This is a genomic window from Roseomonas sp. TS2 (genome assembly GCF_058833935.1).
The window spans coordinates 1-18,409 of record NZ_JCACVY010000081.1; the positions used below are offsets into that span (position 1 = coordinate 1).

19 protein-coding genes are annotated in these 18,409 nt (G+C 72.4%); 11 read left to right on the forward strand and 8 right to left on the reverse strand.

All coding sequences use genetic code 11. From position 1 onward, the window contains the following. On the forward strand, positions 1-1,533 hold a 1,533-nt coding region (locus ACZJYS_RS13855; protein ID WP_493179010.1), incomplete at its 5' end, for a L,D-transpeptidase family protein. Continuing rightward, positions 1,533-2,114, forward strand: coding sequence for a YcbK family protein (locus ACZJYS_RS13860; protein WP_109516045.1), 582 nt, complete (start codon positions 1,533-1,535; stop codon positions 2,112-2,114). The genes ACZJYS_RS13855 and ACZJYS_RS13860, both read left to right, overlap by 1 nt. Positions 2,115-2,172: 58 nt before the next feature. On the opposite strand, the gene ACZJYS_RS13865 is transcribed toward ACZJYS_RS13860, so the two are convergent. The 4 genes from ACZJYS_RS13865 to ACZJYS_RS13880 form a co-directional block, all read right to left on the reverse strand. Beyond that, positions 2,173-3,426 carry a M20 family metallo-hydrolase gene (locus ACZJYS_RS13865; protein WP_493179013.1) on the reverse strand — a complete coding sequence of 418 codons (1,254 nt, stop codon included), beginning with the start codon at positions 3,424-3,426 and terminating at the stop codon, positions 2,173-2,175. A gap of 86 nt (positions 3,427-3,512) precedes the next feature. Then, a complete protein-coding gene (sugE, locus tag ACZJYS_RS13870) occupies positions 3,513-3,827 on the reverse strand; it encodes a quaternary ammonium compound efflux SMR transporter SugE (protein ID WP_379633522.1) in 315 nt (104 codons plus the stop codon). 123 nt (positions 3,828-3,950) lie between these two features. Continuing rightward, on the reverse strand, positions 3,951-5,702 hold the full coding sequence (locus ACZJYS_RS13875; RefSeq protein WP_493179016.1) for a dihydroxy-acid dehydratase: 1,752 nt from the start codon (positions 5,700-5,702) through the stop codon (positions 3,951-3,953). A gap of 32 nt (positions 5,703-5,734) precedes the next feature. Continuing rightward, a complete protein-coding gene (locus ACZJYS_RS13880; protein ID WP_493179018.1) occupies positions 5,735-6,406 on the reverse strand; it encodes a GntR family transcriptional regulator in 672 nt (223 codons plus the stop codon). 125 nt (positions 6,407-6,531) lie between these two features. Here ACZJYS_RS13880 and ACZJYS_RS13885 point away from each other — a divergent pair, with 125 nt between their 5' ends. Further along, complete coding sequence (locus tag ACZJYS_RS13885; protein WP_493179020.1) at positions 6,532-7,548, forward strand: Bug family tripartite tricarboxylate transporter substrate binding protein; 1,017 nt, start codon at positions 6,532-6,534, stop codon at positions 7,546-7,548. A 79-nt stretch (positions 7,549-7,627) separates the two neighbouring features. Here ACZJYS_RS13885 and ACZJYS_RS13890 read toward each other — a convergent pair whose 3' ends face one another. Next, positions 7,628-9,343, reverse strand: coding sequence for an ATP-binding protein (locus tag ACZJYS_RS13890; protein ID WP_493179022.1), 1,716 nt, complete (start codon positions 9,341-9,343; stop codon positions 7,628-7,630). A gap of 134 nt (positions 9,344-9,477) precedes the next feature. Between ACZJYS_RS13890 and ACZJYS_RS13895 the strand changes: the two genes are divergently transcribed. Both ACZJYS_RS13895 and uraH read left to right on the forward strand, forming a co-directional pair. Further along, positions 9,478-10,926, forward strand: a complete 1,449-nt coding sequence (locus ACZJYS_RS13895) for a SidA/IucD/PvdA family monooxygenase (RefSeq protein WP_493179025.1) — start codon at positions 9,478-9,480, stop codon at positions 10,924-10,926. Between the two features lie 2 nt (positions 10,927-10,928). Beyond that, positions 10,929-11,291, forward strand: a complete 363-nt coding sequence (gene uraH, locus ACZJYS_RS13900; RefSeq protein WP_493179027.1) for a hydroxyisourate hydrolase — start codon at positions 10,929-10,931, stop codon at positions 11,289-11,291. Here uraH and ACZJYS_RS13905 read toward each other — a convergent pair. Next, the gene (locus tag ACZJYS_RS13905; RefSeq protein ID WP_379650625.1) at positions 11,276-11,992 is read right to left on the reverse strand and encodes an SOS response-associated peptidase; all 717 of its coding nucleotides are present in this window, start codon (positions 11,990-11,992) and stop codon (positions 11,276-11,278) included. The two genes, uraH and ACZJYS_RS13905, sit on opposite strands and share 16 nt — an antisense overlap. Before the next feature lie 228 nt (positions 11,993-12,220). On the opposite strand from ACZJYS_RS13905, the gene ACZJYS_RS13910 reads away from it, so the two are divergent. Beyond that, complete coding sequence (locus ACZJYS_RS13910; protein ID WP_493179030.1) at positions 12,221-13,147, forward strand: calcium-binding protein; 927 nt, start codon at positions 12,221-12,223, stop codon at positions 13,145-13,147. A 45-nt stretch (positions 13,148-13,192) separates the two neighbouring features. On the opposite strand, the gene ACZJYS_RS13915 is transcribed toward ACZJYS_RS13910, so the two are convergent. Beyond that, entirely contained in the window at positions 13,193-13,525 is a 333-nt protein-coding gene (locus tag ACZJYS_RS13915) for a DHCW motif cupin fold protein (protein ID WP_493179032.1), read from the reverse strand. A gap of 11 nt (positions 13,526-13,536) precedes the next feature. Beyond that, positions 13,537-14,709 carry a M20 aminoacylase family protein gene (locus ACZJYS_RS13920; RefSeq protein WP_109516033.1) on the reverse strand — a complete coding sequence of 391 codons (1,173 nt, stop codon included), beginning with the start codon at positions 14,707-14,709 and terminating at the stop codon, positions 13,537-13,539. Positions 14,710-14,826: 117 nt separating this feature from the next. Between ACZJYS_RS13920 and ACZJYS_RS13925 the strand changes: the two genes are divergently transcribed. The 5 genes from ACZJYS_RS13925 to ACZJYS_RS13945 all read left to right on the forward strand — a co-directional run bounded on the left by ACZJYS_RS13925 (position 14,827) and on the right by ACZJYS_RS13945 (position 18,376). Beyond that, entirely contained in the window at positions 14,827-15,528 is a 702-nt protein-coding gene (locus ACZJYS_RS13925; RefSeq protein ID WP_493179035.1) for an extensin-like domain-containing protein, read from the forward strand. Between the two features lie 106 nt (positions 15,529-15,634). Further along, positions 15,635-16,105, forward strand: coding sequence for a 50S ribosomal protein L13 (gene rplM, locus ACZJYS_RS13930; RefSeq protein WP_109516031.1), 471 nt, complete (start codon positions 15,635-15,637; stop codon positions 16,103-16,105). Positions 16,106-16,109: 4 nt separating this feature from the next. Continuing rightward, positions 16,110-16,607, forward strand: a complete 498-nt coding sequence (gene rpsI / locus ACZJYS_RS13935) for a 30S ribosomal protein S9 (protein WP_109516030.1) — start codon at positions 16,110-16,112, stop codon at positions 16,605-16,607. 119 nt (positions 16,608-16,726) lie between these two features. After that, the gene (gene argC, locus ACZJYS_RS13940; protein WP_493179040.1) at positions 16,727-17,677 is read left to right on the forward strand and encodes an N-acetyl-gamma-glutamyl-phosphate reductase; all 951 of its coding nucleotides are present in this window, start codon (positions 16,727-16,729) and stop codon (positions 17,675-17,677) included. 165 nt (positions 17,678-17,842) lie between these two features. Further along, a complete protein-coding gene (locus tag ACZJYS_RS13945; protein ID WP_493179043.1) occupies positions 17,843-18,376 on the forward strand; it encodes a gamma carbonic anhydrase family protein in 534 nt (177 codons plus the stop codon). Positions 18,377-18,409: the final 33 nt, after the last annotated feature.

Sequence of the window (18,409 nt, forward strand, 5' to 3'; positions counted from 1 at the left end):
GCCCGGCTGCGGCTGCTGTCGGTCGATGGCCTCTCGCCCCGGCTCTATGACATTCCGCCCGATGCCCGCCTCGGCGCCGACCCGCAGGGCCATGCCGCCGCCCTCTATGCCGCCGCCGGCGCGGCGCTGGCCGACCTGGTGCAGGGCCGCGTGACCGAGCAGCCCGGGCGGCCGGATCTCCGCCGAGACCTTTCCCCGGCCCGGCTGGCGCAGTGGCAGGCGCAGCTGCTGCGCAGCCCGGAGCCGGCCGAGGTGATCGAGCAGGCGGCGCTGAGCCACCCCGACATGCCGGCGCTGCGCCTGGCCCTGCAAGCCGTGCGCGCCCGCGTCGAGGCCGGCGGCTGGCCGCTGGTGCCGGCGGGGGGAACGCTGGACCCCGGCATGGCCGACCCGGTGCGAATCCCCGCCCTGCGCGCCCGCCTCGCCGCCGACGACACCACCCTGGCCGCCGCCCCGGATGCCGGCGAGCTGTTCGACACGGCGCTCGAAGAGGCGGTGCGCCGCTGGCAGGCCGCGCATGGGCTGGACGTGGATGGCCGCGTCGGCCCCGCCACGCTGCGGCTGATGAACCGCCCGGCCGAGGCCTGGCTCGGCCAGGTGCGGGTGGCGATGGACATGCGCCGCGGCGCCGCCGCCCCGCCCGCCGGCCGGCGCATCGAGGTGAACATCCCCGAGTTCCGCCTCTGGGTGATGGAGGGGGCGCGCACCCTGCTGGAGATGCCGGTCATCGTCGGCAAGGCGGCGCGGGCCACGCCGCCGCTGGCGGTGAAGATGACGGCGGTGCAGTTCAACCCGCCCTGGGGCGTGCCCGAACGCAACGCGCGCGAGGACTTGCTGCCGCGCTTCCGCCGCGACCCGCGCGCCATGATGGAGAAGGGCTTCCGCCTGTTCACCGTGGTCGGCGGCGAGCGGGTGGAGGTGGACCCGATGACGGTGGACTGGGCGAGCGTGAACCCGCAGCGCTTCCCCTACATCGTGCGGCAGGATGCGAGCGATGTGAGCGCGCTCGGCCGGCTGAAATTCGTCATGCCCAATGGCGACGATATCTACCTGCACGACACGCCGGACCGCCACCTGTTCAGCCGCGGCGACCGCGCCCTCTCCTCGGGCTGCATCCGCCTCAGCCAGCCCATGGAGCTGCTGGCGCTGGTGCTGGAGAACGCCCCCGGCTGGAACCGCGAGCGCGCCCAGGCGGCGCTCGACAGCCGGCAGACCAGCTTCGTCGGCCTCGCCCGCACCCTGCCGGTGCGGCTGGCCTACACCACGGTGACGGTGGAGGACGGGCTGGTGCGCGTCCGCCCCGACATCTACGGGCTGGATGCCGCCTATCTGCGGCTGCTGGACCAGCGCCGCCCGGCGCCCGGCGCGGCACCCGGCGCGGCCCCCGTGCCGCTGGCCCAGAACACGGCTTCCAGCACGGCCGGAGCGCCCTCCGCCATCCCCGCTCCGGCGCGCCCGGCGCCGGAACAGCCCCGCCCCGCCCGCGCCGAGGCCCCTGGCCCCGCCGAGGCGACAAAGGTTGCGAGCCCCTGATGCTGTTCGGACGACACAAGCCGCAAAGCTGCCCCTGCTGCGACCCCGCCCTGGCCGGGCGGCGCGAGGTGATCACCGCCGGCCTCGGCCTGCTGGCCTGCGCGGCACTGCCACGCGCCGCGCGGGCCGCCCCGCCGCTCGCCCCGGTGCGCAGCCTGCGGGTGGAGCGCAGCTACACGGAGGACCGCTTCGAGGGCGTGTACTTCCGCGATGGCCGCTACGACCGCGAGGCGCTGCACAAGCTGGACTGGGTGTTCCGCGACCTCTCCGCCGCCGAGGTGACGCCGATGGACCCAAGGCTGTTCGACGTGCTGCACGCCGTGGCCGAGCAGCTCGAGGCCTCGGAGGCCTTCGTCATCTCCAGCGGCTACCGCACGCCGGAGCGCAACGGCCAGCTCCGCACCCGCCGCGTCTCGACGGTGAGCCTGCACATGTCCGGCATGGCGGCCGATTTCCGCCTGCCGGGGCGCGACGCCTATGGCGTGGCGCGCGCCGCCGCGCAGATGCAGGTGGGCGGCGTCGGCCTCTACCGCCGCGAAGGCTTCGTCCACCTCGATTGCGGCCCGCCGCGCCGCTGGTAGCGGCGCCCCCGGCTCAGCTGCGCCCGGCTCAGGCGCGCCAAGCTCAGATATTCCCGGCTCAGGCGCCGGCCAGCTCCACCAGCGCCGCCGCCAGCACCCGTGTTCCCCGGGCGAGCTGCTCCGGCGAGGAATACTCCGACGGGTGATGGCTCACGCCATCCCGGCAGGGCACGAAGATCATCCCCGAGGGGCAGAGCGGCACCAGGAACTGCGCGTCGTGGAAGGCGCCGGAGGGCATCCGCAGGGATTTCAGCCCCTGCGCCGCCGCCGCGCGCTCCACCGCCTCCGGCACCTCGGGCCGGAAGGTGACGGGCAGGGCGTGGAAGGTCTCGGTGACGGTGGCGGTGCAGCCGCGCAGCGCGGCCTGGATGACGCCGGGAATGGCATCGCCCCGCTTCAGCAGCACATCCTTGTCCGGGTGGCGCAGGTCGATGCTGAAACGCGCCAGGTTCGCCACCGTGTTGGAGGCGTTGGGGAACACCTCCACCCGGCCCACGGTGAAGCGCAGCACATCCGCCGGGTCGTGCGTCAGCGCGTTCAGGGCGGTGATGGCGCGCAGCATGTCCTGCACCGCATCCTTCCGCTGGCCGAGGGGCGTGGTGCCGGCATGGTCGGTGCGGCCATGGATCTCCACGGTGAACCAGCGGCTGCCCTGGATGCCGGTGACGATGCCGATGTCCAGCCCACCCGCCTCCAGCCGCGGCCCCTGCTCGATATGCGCCTCCACATAGGCGTGCGGGCGCGGCGTGCCGAAGGGGCGGCGGGGCAGGTCGGCCTCGGCCGCCAGATGCTCCTCCAGCGCGGCGCGGAAGGTGGTGCCCGCCGCGTCGGTCACCGAATCCCAGCTGTCGGCGGGGCGGAAGCCGCTCCAGGCCATGCTGCCCATGCAGCCGGGGGCGAAGCGGCCGCCCTCCTCATTGGTCCAGGCCACCACCTCGATCGGCCGGCGGGTGGCGATGCCGGCCTCGCGGATGGCCTGCACCGCCTCCAGCCCCGCCAGCACGCCCCAGATGCCGTCGAACCGCCCGCCATTGGGCTGGCTGTCCATGTGGCTGCCGGTCAGCACGGGGGCGGCCTCCGGGTCGGTGCCCTCGTGGCGGAGGAACAGGTTGGCCAGCCCGTCGGTCGCCACGGTCAGGCCAAGCTCGCGTGCCCAGCCGATCAGCAGCCGGCGCGCCTCGCGGTCGAGCGGCGAGAGGCAGGGGCGGTTCACCCCGTCGCCGGGGATGGCGCCGAGCTGCGCCATGCGCATCAGGCGGTCCCATTGCCGCGCCTCGTCCACCGCCGCGATCAGGTTGGGGGGTGCGGCCATTGTGCTGTGCTCCTGAGAACCAGCCGTCATGGATAGGGGAAAGGCCGGGGAGGGGGAATTCCCCCCCGGCCTCCCTCCTGCCGCCGTCAGCCGACCAGCTTGAGGCCGATGATGCCGCCCGCGATCAGGGCGATGCAGAGCAGGCGCGCGGCCGTGGCGGGCTCGCCGAACAGGGCGATGCCGAGCAGCGCCGTGCCCACCGTGCCGATGCCGGTCCAGACCGCGTAGGCGGTGCCGAGCGGCAGGCCGCGCAGGGCGAGGCCGAGCAGGCCCAGGCTGGCGGCCATGCTCGTCACCGTCAGCACGGTGGGCACCAGCCGCGTGAAGCCGTGGGTGTATTTCAGCCCCACGGCCCAGCCGATTTCCAGAAGGCCCGCCAGGGCAAGGTAGATCCAGGACATGAGGGAACGCCCCCCTTTCCAAGGTGGCGGGGTCGTCCCTGCCGTGGTCGATGCGAGGGGAGGTCGTCCTCCCGCCCCTCATCTAGGCGATCCCGACCGGTCTTGCACCGGCCGGGCGCCGGCTCACCCGGCCGTGTTGTTCCCGCCGGGCGCCGCAGCCGCCGGGGAGGATGGCTCGGCGCGCAGGAAGTCGAGGTCGCAGCCCTCGTCGGCCTGCAGCACCTGCTCCGTGTAGAGCCGCGCATAGCCGCGCTTCGCCGTGGCGGCGGTGGCGGGCTGGGTGGCGCGGCGGCGCTCCAGCTCGGCCGCGTCCACCAGCAGGTCGATCCGCCGCTCCTTCACCGAGAGGCGGATGCGGTCGCCATCCCGCACCAGCCCGAGCGGCCCGCCCGAGGCGGCGTCCGGCGAGACGTGCAGCACGATGGTGCCATAGGCGGTGCCGGACATGCGGGCATCCGAGATGCGCACCATGTCCTTCACCCCCGCCCGCGCCAGCTTGGCCGGAATGGGCAGGTAGCCCGCTTCCGGCATGCCGGAGGGCGAGAGCGGGCCGGCATTCTGGAGCACCAGGAAGTCGTCCGCCGTCACGTCGAGGTCGGGGCTGTCGATGCGCGCGGAGAGGTCCTCCAGCGACGAGAAGACGACGGCGCGGCCCTCGCGCTCGAACAGCGCCGGGTCGGCCGCCGCCCGCTTGAGGATGGCGCCGCGCGGCGCCAGGCTGCCGAACAGCGCGACCAGCCCGCCCTGCGGCTGCAGCGGCTCCTCCCGCGCGCGCACCACGGTGCGGTCCACATAGCCTGGCTCGGCGTCCAGCCGCTCGCCCAGCGTCTGGCCGGTGACGGTCATCACGTCGAGATGCAGCATCGGCCGCAGCTCGCGCAGCACGGCGCCGATGCCGCCCGCCGCGTAGAGATCCTCCATGTAGAAGGGGCCGGTGGGCTTGAGGTCCACCAGCACCGGCGTCTCGTCGGACAGCACGTTGAGCCGGTTGAGGTCCACCTTGATGCCGGCGCGCCCGGCGATGGCGGTGAGGTGGATGATGGCGTTGGTCGAGCCGCCGATCGCCAGCAGCACGCGCAGCGCGTTCTCCACCGACTTCTCGGTGACGATCGCCGAGGGGCGCAGCTTGCGGGTGGCCAGCATCATCGCGGCGGTGCCGGAGGCCTCGGCGGCGCGGATGCGGTCGGCGTGCACGGCGGGGATGGCGGCGGTGCCGGGCAGCATCATGCCCAGCGCCTCGGCGAGCGACGCCATGGTGGAGGCGGTGCCCATCACCGCGCAGGTGCCGGCGGTGGTGGCCAGGTTGCCCTCGATCTCCTCCACCGTCTCCTGGTCGATCTCGCCGGCGCGGAACTTGGCCCAGAAGCGGCGGCAATCGGTGCAGGCGCCGAGCCGCTCGCCGCGCCAGCGGCCGGTGGACATCGGCCCCGTCACCACCTGGATCGCCGGCACGTCGGCCGAGATGGCGCCCATCAGCTGCGCCGGCACGGTCTTGTCGCAGCCGCCCACCAGCACCACCGCGTCCATCGGCTGGCCGCGCACCATCTCCTCCGTGTCCATCGCCATCAGGTTGCGGAAGACGAGGGCGGTCGGGTTCAGGAAGGGCTCGCCGAGCGAGATGGTCGGGAACTCGCGCGGCAGGCCGCCGGCGGCCAGCACGCCGCGCTTCACCGCCTCCACAAGCTCCGGCACGCCGCGGTGGCAGTTGTTGAACTCCGAATAGGTGGCGGCGATGCCCACCACCGGCTTCTTCAGCAGGCTGGAGGACAGGCCCATGGAGCGGGCCATGGACAGGCGCAGATAGCGCGCGAAATCCATGTCGCCATAGTTGGTCAGGCCACGGGTCAGGCCGACGGGCTCGGGCTTCTCGGTCATGGGCAGGGGTTTCCTCCGGACATCTTCGGTGTTCAGGCCAGCAGCGTGGGGTGCTGGCCGAGATAGGCTTCGCGCGCCGGGCGGAAATGCGCGACGCAGAGCGCCAGCAGCGCTGCGCGGTCGCCGGCGCGCAGGGCGCCGAGCATGGCGGCGTGCTCGTCGCGCGCCCATTCCATGCTCGCCTGGCTGCGCAGGTTGGCGTAGCGGATCACCTGCGCCCGCTGGCCCAGCTCCTCGATGGTCTCGGCCAGGAACAGGTTGCCGCAATGGGCGTAGAGCGCGCGGTGGAAGGCGAGGTCGGCACGGAACACGGCGCGCGTGTCGCCCTCGGCGACGGCGGCGGCATGCTGCTGCTGCAGGGCGTGCAGCGGCGCCAGCGCGTCTCCGGCCAGCGGCAGCGGGATCAGCGCGGCGGCCTGGGTCTCCAGCATCTCGCGCAGGGCGTAAAGCTGCCGAACCTCCTCGGGGCTGTAGGCCTTCACCAGCGCACCGCGATGCGGGATGCGCTCGATCAGCCGCATCCGCTCCAGCTCGGCCAGGGCCTGGCGCACCGTGTGGCGCGTGGCGCGGAAGCGCTCGGCCAGCTCCTCCTCGATCAGCCGCTCGCGCGGGTGGAGGCGGCCGAAGACGATATCCTCCTCCAGCGCCGCGGCGATGGTGGCGGGCAGGGGGAGGGCGGCATCGTCTCGGGCGGCATCGGCCATGGGCGGCTTCCATGCGGCAGGGCTGCGCAGCTTAATCGGCGACGGGATTGTCGACAATGCCGTTGACTCATCTGTCGCCGCCGGGAAGAGTGCGGCGCAGAAGAAAACCCCCTGGAGGACGTTCCATGCGCAAATCCGCTTCGCAGGGCGGCTTGCCGCGCCGTGGCCTCGGCGCCATGGCCCTGGCCGCCACCGCCCTGACCGCCGGCTTCCGCCCCGCCCATGCCGCCGCCTATCCAGACCGCGCCATCTCCGTCGTGGTGCCCTTCGCGCCGGGCGGCGCCACCGACCTCGCCGGCCGCCTGCTGGCCGACCGCATCGGCCCGCTGCTGGGCGGGGATGGCCGCGCCCTGGTGGAGAACCGGCCCGGCGCCGGCTCCAGCCTGGGCGCCGACTATGTCCGCCGCGCCAAGCCCGATGGCTACACGCTGCTGGTCGGCTCCGCCTCCACCCTGGCGGTGGCGCCGGCGGCGCAGCCCAACATCGCCAAGTACCATCCGGTGGAGGATTTCACGCCGATCGCCATCATCGGCACCAGCGCCATGGGGTTGGTGGTGCCCGCCGCCTCGGGCATCAAGAGCGTGCCGCAGCTGATCGCGCGGCTGAAGGAGAAGCAGGGCGCGGACGGCTTCGCCAGCTCCGGCGTCGGCGGCGTTTCGCACCTGGCGTCGGAGCTGTTCGTCAAGCTGGCGGCGGCGCCCGCCAACCACATCCCCTATCGCGGCGGCAGCTCGGTGGCCGAGGCGCTGCTCAAGCAGGAGGTGATCTTCGCCATCGACCAGATCGCCTCCATCGTCGGCCAGATCCGCGACGGGGCGCTGACCCTGCTGGCGGTGACCACCGAGACGCGCGACGCCAACTTCCCCGATGTGCCGACCCTGGCCGAGGCGGGGGTGCCGGGCTACGCGCTCTCCACCTGGACGGCGATGGTGGGGCCGAAGGGCCTGCCGCCGGAGGTGGCGGCGGCGCTGAACAAGGCGGTGAACGCGGCGCTGAGCGAGCCCGCGCTGCGCGAGCGCCTCTCCAGCAGCGGCACCGACCCGCGCAACGACAGCACGCTAGAAAGCGCGGCCGCCTTCCTGGGGCAGGAGTTCAACCGCTTCAAGGCGGTGGTGGAGCGCACCGGCCTGAAGCTGGACTGACGGCGGCTGGACTGACGGCGGCTGGGCCGACGACGCGGCGCGGCCCTTCCCGCCGGAAGGGCCGCACGGGCGGCATGGCTCAGGCCGGCACCGCCGCCACGGCCTCGCTCTCCGCCGGGGCGGGCGGCAGGGCGGCGAGGGCGGTGCGCATCGCCTGTTCCGCGTCCGGCCAGCCGGTCTCGATGTCGTCGCCGGCCAGGGTCAGGCTTTCCGGCGAGAGCAGGGCGCGCAGATGCTGCTCCCGCCACGCCTTGGGCTGGTCGCGCTTGGCCAGGCCATAGGCCAGGGCGCGCACCACCCGCATCACCATGGCGCGCTCCGAGATGGTCTGGGCGGCGCTGGTGGCGGCCTCGGACTCCACCGTCGCGGGGGCCAGGGCCAGCAGGCGCTCCGCCAGCGCCGGCACGGCGGGGTAGGCGAGGTTGATGTGGAGCTGGTGCGTCTCGGCATAATAGGCCGCTGCGCGGTGGGTCAGCTCGCGGTCCGCCAGCTCGGCCGGGTCGCGCAGCAGGAACAGCGCCGGCGGCGTCTCCAGCACCGGCGCGGGCGGCGGCGTCTCGGGCTTGGCGGCGGCGGGCGGCGCCGGCGGCTGCGCGCCGGGCAGGCCGGGCTTCGGCGGCGGCCGGCGGCGCTGCACCTCCATCTGCTCCAGCATGGTGCGCATCATCTCGCGCACCTCGTCGAGGTAGAGGGCGTCCGGCGAGGCATCGGCCAGCAGCCTCGACAGCCATTCCGGAATGTGGCGCGAGACGAGGCCCGCATAGTCCATCAGCCGCACCTGCGCCTGGGTGGCGGTGCGGTAGCGCAGGAATTCGCGATAGGCCTCCGGCTGCACCGGGTAGTCGGCCGGCAGCTCGACCAGGACGATGACGCTGCGCGCCGCGAAGGGAATGCCGAAGCTGGGCGCCTCGCGCCGCCAGGCATTGCCGCGGGCCACGGCATACATCTCGTTCTGGTGCACGACGGCGCCGAGGCTCTCGTGCAGCATCACGCCTTCCTTGCGCGGCAGGTCCGCATCGTAGGCGTAGTGCAGCACGATGCCGTCCGGACCCTTCACGGCCTCGTAGTGCTCGAGCTGCGCCAGCCGCTCGGCCAGGCTCACCACCCGCAGCGGCTGCGTCAGCCGGGCGATGCCGGGCTTGATGATGACCTCGGTGCCGGCGGGAAAGCGGAAGAAACGGTGGCCGATGGTCTCGATCAGCCAGTGGGCCGGGCTGCGCGGGTGGCCGTTGTAGGGGTCGAGCGCCGTGTTCTGCTCCGGCGCGTTGCCGAATAGCACGACCTCCGTCCATTCCTGGTCGAGCGGGCGGCCCTCGGCGGCGGCGCTTTCGGTGACGTGGATGACCTCGCGCATCTGCCCGTCCGTCCCCGGGCGCAGCAGGCGGCCATAGACGCCGCCGAACTTGCCGATCATCACTTCCTGCACCATGCCCTTGCGGGCCGAGCGGTAGCGCATGCCGTTCTGGTTGGAGGGCAGGGAGGCCACCTTGGCACCCATGCCGAAATTGCGGTCGAGCCCGGTTTCCTTGCGGATCGAGGCGGCGATGTCGCACATCCGGTAGAGTTCCGGGCCGGTGAGGCCGGTGCCGCTGTTCCACACCGCCAGCTTCGGCGTGCCCTCGACCGGCACGGTGGAGAACTCGACACGCCGCTCGCCGTCGGGGGCAGAGCCCGCGGCCTCCAGCGCGTTCTGGAGCAGCTCGCGGATCATCATGCTCTTCGGGCAGCGCTCGATCATCGAGGCCACAAGGAAGTCTTCGTCCTTGACGCGCAGCTTCGTGACGGTGGTGCTCATCGTGGCAGTCTCCCCTGCAGCGGCTCGCTGGTGGCATGGCCCAGGCCAGGTTCCGCGCTTGCCTCCTGGCGGGACCACACGGCATGTTGTGCATAGCAGCAGACGGCGCAGCCTCGCCAGGGACAGTTCAAAGCATGCCGGCCGCACTCGCGAGACTAGAAGAGGACATCCGGCAGCAATTGTCGCTGGTGGACTACCCCGCCCGCCCCTGGATGCGGCCTGCCGCGGCGGATGTGCTCGACGTCGCCATCATCGGCGCCGGACAGACCGGATTGGCAACGGCCTTCGGGCTGCGCCGCCAGAAGGTGGACAAGCTGGCCCTGTTCGACCGCGCACCGCCGGGCGGCACCGGTGTCTGGATCACATTTGCGCGAATGCGCACCCTGCGCACGCCCAAGCACGTCACGGGCCCCGATCTCGGCCTGCCGGCGCTGACCCCGCGCGCCTATTTCACCGCCCGCGACGGCGAGGCCGCCTGGGACAGCCTGCACAAGATCGGCCGCGAGGACTGGCAGGACTATCTCGACTGGTACGCCCGCGTGCTGGAACTGCCGGTGCGGCACGAGCACACGCTGCTGGAGATCGGCCAGGAGGCGGGGACGGGGCTGCTGACGCTGCGCTTCGCCACGCCCGGGGGCGAGGTGGTGCGGCGTGCCCGCAAGCTGGTGCTGGCCACCGGCATGGATGGCGCGGGGGCCTGGCAGATCCCGCCGCCCTTCGGCGCCCTGCCGCCGGGGCGGGTGCTGCACACCGCCCAGGCGATCGACTTCGCGGCGCTGGCCGGCAAGCGGCTGCTGGTGATCGGCGCCGGCGCCTCCGCCTTCGACAACCTGGCCACGGCCCTGGAGGCCGGCGCGGCCGAGGCCACCATGCTGGTGCGCCGTCCGCGCATGCCGCGCGTCAACCCGTTCCGCTGGATGGAGCAGGCCGGCTATCTCGGCCAGTACCACGCCCTGCCGGACCTGCTGAAATGGCGCTTCACGCGGCACATCTTCGAGCTGAACCAGCCGCCGCCGCAGGAGAGCTGGGACCGCGTGGCCGCCGACCCGCGCTTCCGGCTGGTCATGGGCGCGCCGGTCGAGTCTGCCCGCATGGAGGGCGGTGCGGTGGTGCTGGAGACGCCGCGCGGCGCCTTCGGCGCCGACGCGGTCATCCTCGGCACCGGCTTCACCTTCGATCTCGGGCTGCGGCCGGAGCTGGCGCCCTTCGCGCGCCACATCCGCCTCTGGCGCGACGCCTTCACCCCGCCAGCGGGCGAGGAGAGCGCCCTCTGCGGTGCGTCGCCCTACCTCTCGCCGGATTTCGCCTTCCAGGAAAAGCAGCCCGGCGCCGCGCCGCTGCTGCGCCATATCCACTGCATGACCTATGCGGCGACCCTCTCCATGGGTCTCTCGGGCGCCAGCATCAGCGGCATGAAGTATGGCGTGCCGCGGCTGGTGGACGGGCTCTGCCGCGCGCTCTGGCTGGAGGATGCCGAGGCGCATCTCGCCGCCCTGCGCGCCTTCGACCTGCCGGAACTGACCGCCCCCATCCCGCAGGAACACGAGACCCCGGAGGAGCGCCGGGCCGGCGCCGCGGAGTGAGCATGAGCAGACCCAGCGCCCTCTCCACCCACATCCTCGACACCGCCTCCGGCCGCCCGGCCGAGGGGGTGCGGGTGCAGCTGTGGCGGATGCAGCCCGTGCCCGCGCTCCTGGCAGAGGAGCGCACCGATGCCGATGGCCGCGCCGGCGGCGCCCTGCTGCCGGCGGAGCGCTTCCGGCCCGGCCGCTACGAGCTGCGCTTCTTCGTGGGCGACTACTTCGCCGCGCGCGGCATGGCTGGCGGGCCGGAGGAGCGCTACCTCGACGTGGTGGCGGTCAGCGTCGGGCTGCGCGAGGGGCAGGGGCACTACCATGTGCCGCTGCTCTGCACGCCCTGGTCCTACACCACCTATCGCGGCTCGTAGGGCGAGGGATCGTCCAGCTCGGGCGGCGGCTGCGCCTCCGGGTCGCGGGCGATCAGCCCGGCATCGTTCTCCGCGAAGCGGCCGACGCGCGCCGGCACCGGCCAGCAGGCGAGGTCCCCGGCCGGGCTGGGGCGCAGCAGGGCCAGCGGGTCGCCCTCCGCCTCGCCCAGCCAGGCGGGCCAGTCGGCGCGCGGCAGGATCACCGGCATGCGGTGGTGCACCAGCGCCTGCTTGGCATTCGCCGCCGTGGTGATGATGCTGAAGGTGCGCAGCCATGTGCCGTCCGGCTGCTGCCACCCCTCCCACAGCCCGGCCAGCGCCATCGGCTCGCCGCTCGCCAGTGCCACGGCGTAGGGCTGCTTGCGCGTGCCCTCCTGCCGCCACTCGTAGAAGCCGTCGGCGGGCACGAGGCAGCGGCGGCGGGCGAAGGCCTCACGGAAGGAGGGCTTTTCCGTGATGCCTTCGCTGCGGGCGTTCATCAGCTTCGCGGCGCCGGAGGCGTCCTTGGCCCAGCGCGGCACCAGCCCCCAGCGCAGCGGGCCTAGATGCCGCGCGCCGCTCTCCGGGTGGCGGCGCACGACCAGCGAATCCTGCGTCGGCGCCACGTTCCAGGAAGGAGGGTGGTTGGGGAGCGGCGGCGCCGTCTCGAAATACTCCGCCAGGCGCTGTGGCTCGCGCTGCAGGAAGTAGCGGCCGCACATGATGGGTCTCCCTTCGGCCATCCAGCATAGCGGCCCGGGCGGCCGGCCGCGAGGTGGCGGCCGCGCCGCGCCGAGACAGGGCGGGGCTCACGGCAAGGTAATTTCGAAAACAAATCGATGTTCGGTAGAGCCAGGGCCCGGCCCGAAAAAAAAACACAGGCCGGATCCGCTCAAGCTGGGAGCCGGTCAGGAACTCCCCGATGCGGATCAAGGAAGGGAGTTCCGCCTATGAGCTTCGGCAGATTCTTCACCTCGGACTGGATGCACTACACCCGGCCCGCGCTGGACTGGTTCAATTCGAAGCTGGTCTATGGCACCCGCGGCGACGACACCATCGGCCGCGACGGCAACGGCCTGCTCGTCTTTGGCCTGGCCGGGGATGACCAGATCACGGTGGATGGCCGCGCCAACCCGGATGGCGCCGGGAACAAGGTGCTGGGCGGCTCCGGCCGGGACAGCATCATCGCCTCGGGCAACAAGAACCTGCTGCTGGGCGAAACGGGTAACGACAGCATCACCGCCACCGGCAACGACAACACGGCCTTCGGCGGGGCGGGCGACGACGTCATCGCCATGACCGGCCAGAACGCCAGCGGCAACGCCGCCCATGGCGGCAGCGGCAACGACACGCTCTCCGCCTTCGGCTACGACAACCGGCTGTATGGCGGCGCGGGCGAGGACGTGCTGAGCAGCCGCAGCTTCAGCGTCGGGCAGGGCATCCAGGTGGGCGACGGCACGGTGATGAGCGGCGGCTCCGGCGCCGACCGCTTCGTGCTGAACAACACCAGCGCGCTCTCCGTGCTGGACAATGGCGACGACGTCGTCTCCGCCGGCGACACCTTCCGCGGCGTGATCGACGTGATCACCGACTACCGGGCCGGCGAGGTGATCGAGACCGGCGCCACCACGCGCGTGAGCGGCCCGGTGGCGCTGGACGCGTTGCAGACCATTCCGCCCGGCAATTTGGGCGCCGTGCTGGCGGCCGGCGAATACGCCCTGTTCCATGGCGCGCTGACCGAGGCCGGCGTGTTCTCCGTGGCGGCGGCGGGGCCGGACCTGCTGATGATCTACGAGACCGCCAACAGCGCCGACCCCACCGCCAGCGGGGCGGTGGTGCTGCGCGACTATGCCTCCGACAGCGTGCTGATCGCCTGAAGGGCCGGCGTGCCGGGCGGGCCTGCGCGGCCCGCCCGCACAGGATCAGTCCACGATGAACAGCGTGGCGCCTGTCTCGGTGACGGAGCGGTGCGCCGCGTCGCCGAAATCGGACACCATGTAGCTCATGCCCGCCTTCAGCTCCGTGCGCCGGCCGTCCTTCAGCTCGCTGACCAGCGCGCCCGAGACCACGTGGATGATGTGGCCGCGGTCGCACCAGTGGTCGGCCACGTAGCCGGGCGAATACTCCACCAGCCGCACGCGGATGTCGCCGAGAGTGAAGGTGCGCCACAGCGCGTGGCCGGATTCGCCCGCGTGCCGGGTCGGCTCCACCGCCGACCAGTCGATGGCGGTGAAGGGCAGGGGCGGGATCTTCACGGGTGCCGCCTTCAGCCGCGCGGCAGCAGCTGCTCGGCCAGCGCCGCGAAGAAGCTGGCGCCGACCGGCAGGACCGCGTCGTTGAAGTCGTATTTCGGGTGGTGCAGCCCGGCATCGGTGGCCGAGCGGCCGCCGCCCAGCATCAGGTAGGAGCCGGACTTGGCGTTCAGCATGAAGGCGAAGTCCTCGCCGCCCATGGTCGGCTTGGGCAGCTCATGCGTGTTGGCCTCGCCCACCACGGCGGCGGCGGCGCGGGCGGCGAGTTGCGTCGCCTCGGCCTCGTTGATGGTGGAGGGGTACATGCGGAAGAAGCGTACCTCCGCCTGCGCGCCGAAGGCGGTGGCGATGCCGGAGGCGATCTCCGTCACCTTCTTCTCCAGGATGTCGCCCACCTCGGGGCGGAACCAGCGGGCGGTGCCGCGCAGGCTCACCGTCTCGGGGATGACGTTGAAGGCGTTGCCGCCCTCGATCTTGCCGATGGTGACGACGCCCGCCTCCACCGGCTCCACGTTGCGCGCCACGACGGATTGCAGCGCGGTGACGATCTGCGCCGCGATCACCACCGGGTCGTTGCCCATGTGCGGCATGGCGCCATGCGCGCCCTTGCCGGTGATGGTGATCTCGATATCGGCCACCGCCGCCATCACCGGGCCGGTGCGCCAGTGCATCTCGCCCGCCGGCAGGTTCGGCCAGTTGTGGATGGCGAAGACGCGGTCCATCGGGAAGCGCTCGAACAGCCCTTCCTTCACCATCACCTCGGCGCCGCCGCCCATCTCCTCGGCGGGCTGGAAGATGACATAGACGGTGCCGGCGAAGTTGCGCGTCTCGGCCAGGTACTTCGCCGCGCCGAGCAGCATGGTGGTGTGGCCGTCATGGCCGCAGGCGTGCATCTTGCCCGGCACGGTGGAGGTGTAGGGGACGCCGCTCTCCTCCAGGATCGGCAGCGCGTCCATGTCGGCGCGCAGGCCGATGGCGCCGCCCGGCGCATTGCCGCGGATGACGCCGACCACGCCCGTCTTGGCGATGCCGGTGATCACCTCGTCCACGCCGAACTCCCGCAGCTTCTCCGCCACGATGCCGCTGGTGCGCACCTCCTCGAAGGCCAGCTCCGGGTGGCGGTGGAAATCCTGCCGCCAGGCGGTCATCTCGTCGTGGAAGTCGGCGATGCGGTTGATCACGGGCATGGGGCGGGTTCCGTCCGGTCGGTGTGGTCGCGAAGGCGTGCAGCTTTGCGGCGAGTGCCGCCGCCCCGCAAGGGGAGGGGGGTTCCCCGGAGCGCCGGCGGGACCATCTGAGGGCGGATGCTCCGCCGGGTCGTGATCCTCCTGCTGCTGCTGTCGCTGCTGGCGCCGGCGGGCCTCTATGTCTCGGGCCTGTGGCGCCCGCCGCCGCGCTGGGACCCCTGGGCCGTGCTCGACATCCGCGACACCCCCAATTTCGTGACGCCCTGGAAGCTGGCCCGGCTGGAGCGCGAGCCCGCGGCCTGCTTCGCCGCGCTGGAGCAGTCGGGGCTGGCGATGGCGCGCCTGCCGGACCGTGCCTCGGACTCAGGCTGCCCGCTGGAGAACACGGTGCGGCTGGAGGGCGGCCGTGCCGCGCTCAGCCCGGCGGGGCCGGTGGTGACCTGCCCGCTGGCGGTGGCCTGGGCGATGTTCGAGCGGCACGCGCTGCAGCCGGCGGCGCGGGCGCATTTCGGCCAGGGCGTGCGCGCCGTGCGGCAGCTCGGCACCTACAATTGCCGCAACGTCTATCACCGCGCCGAGGGCCGCCGCAGCCAGCACGCCACGGCCAACGCCATCGACATCGCCGGCTTCACCCTGGCCGATGGCCGCGCCATCACCCTGCTGCGCGACTGGGAGGGGGAGGGGCCGGAGGCCGCCTTCCTGCGGGATGCGCGGGACGGCGCCTGCCGCTTCTTCAAGGCGGTGCTGGGGCCGGATTACAACGCGCCGCACCGCGACCATTTCCACCTCGACCGGGGGCGGTGGTCGCGCTGCTCCTGAGGCCGGAACGGCTGCGGTATCATGATACCACAGCTTTTTCCCTTGACCTCCCCGGGCGTTGCGCCGATAACCCGCCCCATCTTTCCAGGACTAAGCAAAGCAGATCATGCTCACCACGCAGACCCGCTCGCTGAAGCCGGCGGAGGTCAAGAAGGGCTGGGTGCTGATCGATGCGGACGGGCTCGTGCTCGGCCGTCTCGCGGCCCTCGTTGCCAATCACCTCCGCGGCAAGCACAAGCCGCAGTTCACGCCGCATGTCGATTGCGGCGATCATGTTGTCATCGTCAACGCCGAGAAGGTGAAGGTGACCGGTAACAAGGCCGAGCAGTCGGTCTTCTACTGGCACACCGGCTACCCCGGCGGGATCAAGGAGCGCACCGTCCGTGAGCGCCTCGAGGGCCGTTTCCCCGAGCGCGTGATCGAGAAGGCCGTGGAGCGCATGATCACCCGTGGCCCGCTGGGCCGTCGGCAGATGAAGAACCTGCACGTCTATGCGGGCGCCGAGCACCCGCATGCCGGCGCGCAGCCCCAGACGCTGGACGTCGCCGCCCTGAACCGCAAGAACAAGGTGGCCTGAAATCATGAGCGAACAGACCACCGCCACTTCGCTGTCCGAGCTGAAGAACCTGGTCGCCGGCACCCCGGCCGCCGGTGAGGCCGCCGCCGCGCCGCGCGAGCCGAAGAAGGACCAGTTCGGCCGCTCCTACGCCACGGGCCGCCGCAAGAACGCCATCGCGCGCGTCTGGGTGAAGCCGGGCAAGGGCACTGTCGAGATCAACGGCAAGGCCGCCTCCAAGTACTTCGCCCGGCCGGTGCTGCGCATGCTGATCGCGCAGCCCTTCCTGGTGGCCGACCGCTACCAGCAGTTCGACGTGTACTGCACGGTCGTCGGCGGCGGGCTCTCCGGCCAGGCCGGCGCGGTGCGCCACGGCATCAGCCGCGCCCTGACCAACTTCGAGCCGGCCCTGCGGCCGATCCTGAAGAAGGCCGGCTTCCTGACGCGCGACCCGCGCGTCGTTGAGCGCAAGAAGTACGGCAAGGCCAAGGCCCGACGCTCCTTCCAGTTCAGCAAGCGCTGACGCTGGCGGGCCGGCGTACGCGCCGGCCCGATCAAGGGCTGTTCATCGGCAAGGGCGGGTCCGCGAGGACCCGCCCTTTCTGCATTCTGCTATCGTCACCGACCCTGAAGGAGGGCCAGATGGCCAAGGGTTCCGTTCCCGCGATCTTCATCGACGGCGAAGCCGGCACAACGGGGCTGGGCATCCGCCAGCGCCTCGAGGCGCTGCCCGGCATCGCCCTGCGCTCGATCGACCCGGCGCAGCGCAAGGACCCCGAGGCCAAGCGTGCCCTGATGGCCGAGGTGGACCTGGTGGTGCTCTGCCTGCCGGACGAGGCGGCGAAGGAGAGCGCGGCCATGGCCGCCAGCCTCGGCGCCGACGCGCCCAAGCTGCTCGACGCCTCCACCGCCCACCGCGTGCACCCGGACTGGGCCTATGGCTTCCCCGAGCTGTCGGCGGCGCAGGCGGCGGCGGTGGCAGCCAGCCCGCGCGTTTCCAACCCCGGCTGCTACCCGACGGGCGGCATCGCCCTGCTGCGGCCGCTGGTCGATGCCGGGCTGATCCCGGCCGACCACCCCATCACCGTCAATGCCGTCTCGGGCTATTCCGGCGGCGGCAAGGCGATGATCGAGGCCTATGAGGGCGGCACCGCGCCGGCCTTCGAGCTGTACGGGCTGGGGCTGGAGCACAAGCACCTGCCGGAGCTGCAGCTCTATTCCGGCCTGACGCGGCGGCCGATCTTCGTCCCCAGCGTCGGCAACTACCGGCAGGGGATGCTCGTCTCCATCCCGCTGCATCTCGACACCCTGCCGGGCAACCCCGCGCCGGAGGATCTGCGGGCGGCGCTGGCCGCGCATTACGAAGGCTCGCCCTGGGTCCGGGTCGTGCCGGCGCCGGCCAATGGCAAGCTGGAGCCCGAGGCGCTGAACGACACCAACGGGCTGGAACTGCGGGTGTTCGGCAACGCGACGCGGCACCAGGCCGTTCTGGTGGCGCGGCTGGACAATCTGGGCAAGGGCGCCTCGGCGGCCGCGGTGCAGAATATCGGCCTGATGCTCGGGCTGGAGCAGGCGGCACGGCAGGCCGCCTGAGACGCCGCGGGCGTGGGGCGCGGGGGGCACCCCCTTCCGCCCGGCGCCAGCGGGCAGGATGATGCGGGCGAGGGGGGCAGCCCCTCCCGCCCATGCCCGCCGCCCGGGTGGCGGGCCAACCCTGGCGGGCCAACCCCGCCGCAGCGCGAGGAACCCGTCACGCCCATGGCTCCGCTCCATCCCTTCGAAGGGCGCCTGCCCACCATCGACCCCAGCGCCTTCGTCGCGCCCAGCGCCGCCGTCATCGGCGATGTCGAGCTGGGGGCGGATGCCAGCGTCTGGTATCACTGCGTGCTGCGCGGCGACACCAACTTCATCCGCGTCGGCGCCCGCAGCAACATCCAGGACGGCAGCATCGTCCATGTGAATGCCGGCACCCACCCCACCATCATCGGCGCCGACGTCACCATCGGCCATGCCTGCATCATCCATGCCTGCACGCTGCACGACCGCGCCTTCGTCGGCATGGGCGCCACGGTGCTGGACGGCGCGGTGATCGAGGAGGGCGGCATGCTGGGTGCCGGCGGGCTGCTCGCGCCCGGCAAGCGGATCGGCGCCAACGAGCTGTGGCTGGGCTCGCCGGCCCGCAAGGTGCGGGTGATGGATGCCGAGGAGCGCGCCCGCTGGGACCGCACCGCGGCGCACTATGTGGAACTGGCCAAGCGGCACCGCACCTCGCTGGTGGCCGGGGGCGCATGATGCCGCGCCCCGCCGTGTCGCGGCCCGCCCTCG

Excerpts from the sequence above, each read along its gene's own strand:
- ACZJYS_RS13880 (WP_493179018.1), bottom strand. The coding sequence starts at position 6,406 with ATGGCCGATGCCGCCCGAGACGATGCCGCCCTCCCCCTGCCCGCCACC.
- ACZJYS_RS13925 (WP_493179035.1), top strand. The coding sequence starts at position 14,827 with ATGCTCCGCCGGGTCGTGATCCTCCTGCTGCTGCTGTCGCTGCTGGCG.
- ACZJYS_RS13865 (WP_493179013.1), bottom strand. The coding sequence starts at position 3,426 with ATGGCCGCACCCCCCAACCTGATCGCGGCGGTGGACGAGGCGCGGCAA.
- ACZJYS_RS13875 (WP_493179016.1), bottom strand. The coding sequence starts at position 5,702 with ATGACCGAGAAGCCCGAGCCCGTCGGCCTGACCCGTGGCCTGACCAAC.
- ACZJYS_RS13895 (WP_493179025.1), top strand. The coding sequence starts at position 9,478 with ATGCCGGCCGCACTCGCGAGACTAGAAGAGGACATCCGGCAGCAATTG.
- ACZJYS_RS13885 (WP_493179020.1), top strand. The coding sequence starts at position 6,532 with ATGCGCAAATCCGCTTCGCAGGGCGGCTTGCCGCGCCGTGGCCTCGGC.
- rplM (WP_109516031.1), top strand. The coding sequence starts at position 15,635 with ATGCTCACCACGCAGACCCGCTCGCTGAAGCCGGCGGAGGTCAAGAAG.
- uraH (WP_493179027.1), top strand. The coding sequence starts at position 10,929 with ATGAGCAGACCCAGCGCCCTCTCCACCCACATCCTCGACACCGCCTCC.
- ACZJYS_RS13910 (WP_493179030.1), top strand. The coding sequence starts at position 12,221 with ATGAGCTTCGGCAGATTCTTCACCTCGGACTGGATGCACTACACCCGG.
- ACZJYS_RS13905 (WP_379650625.1), bottom strand. The coding sequence starts at position 11,992 with ATGTGCGGCCGCTACTTCCTGCAGCGCGAGCCACAGCGCCTGGCGGAG.
- rpsI (WP_109516030.1), top strand. The coding sequence starts at position 16,110 with ATGAGCGAACAGACCACCGCCACTTCGCTGTCCGAGCTGAAGAACCTG.
- ACZJYS_RS13945 (WP_493179043.1), top strand. The coding sequence starts at position 17,843 with ATGGCTCCGCTCCATCCCTTCGAAGGGCGCCTGCCCACCATCGACCCC.
- sugE (WP_379633522.1), bottom strand. The coding sequence starts at position 3,827 with ATGTCCTGGATCTACCTTGCCCTGGCGGGCCTTCTGGAAATCGGCTGG.
- ACZJYS_RS13920 (WP_109516033.1), bottom strand. The coding sequence starts at position 14,709 with ATGCCCGTGATCAACCGCATCGCCGACTTCCACGACGAGATGACCGCC.
- ACZJYS_RS13860 (WP_109516045.1), top strand. The coding sequence starts at position 1,533 with ATGCTGTTCGGACGACACAAGCCGCAAAGCTGCCCCTGCTGCGACCCC.
- argC (WP_493179040.1), top strand. The coding sequence starts at position 16,727 with ATGGCCAAGGGTTCCGTTCCCGCGATCTTCATCGACGGCGAAGCCGGC.
- ACZJYS_RS13890 (WP_493179022.1), bottom strand. The coding sequence starts at position 9,343 with ATGAGCACCACCGTCACGAAGCTGCGCGTCAAGGACGAAGACTTCCTT.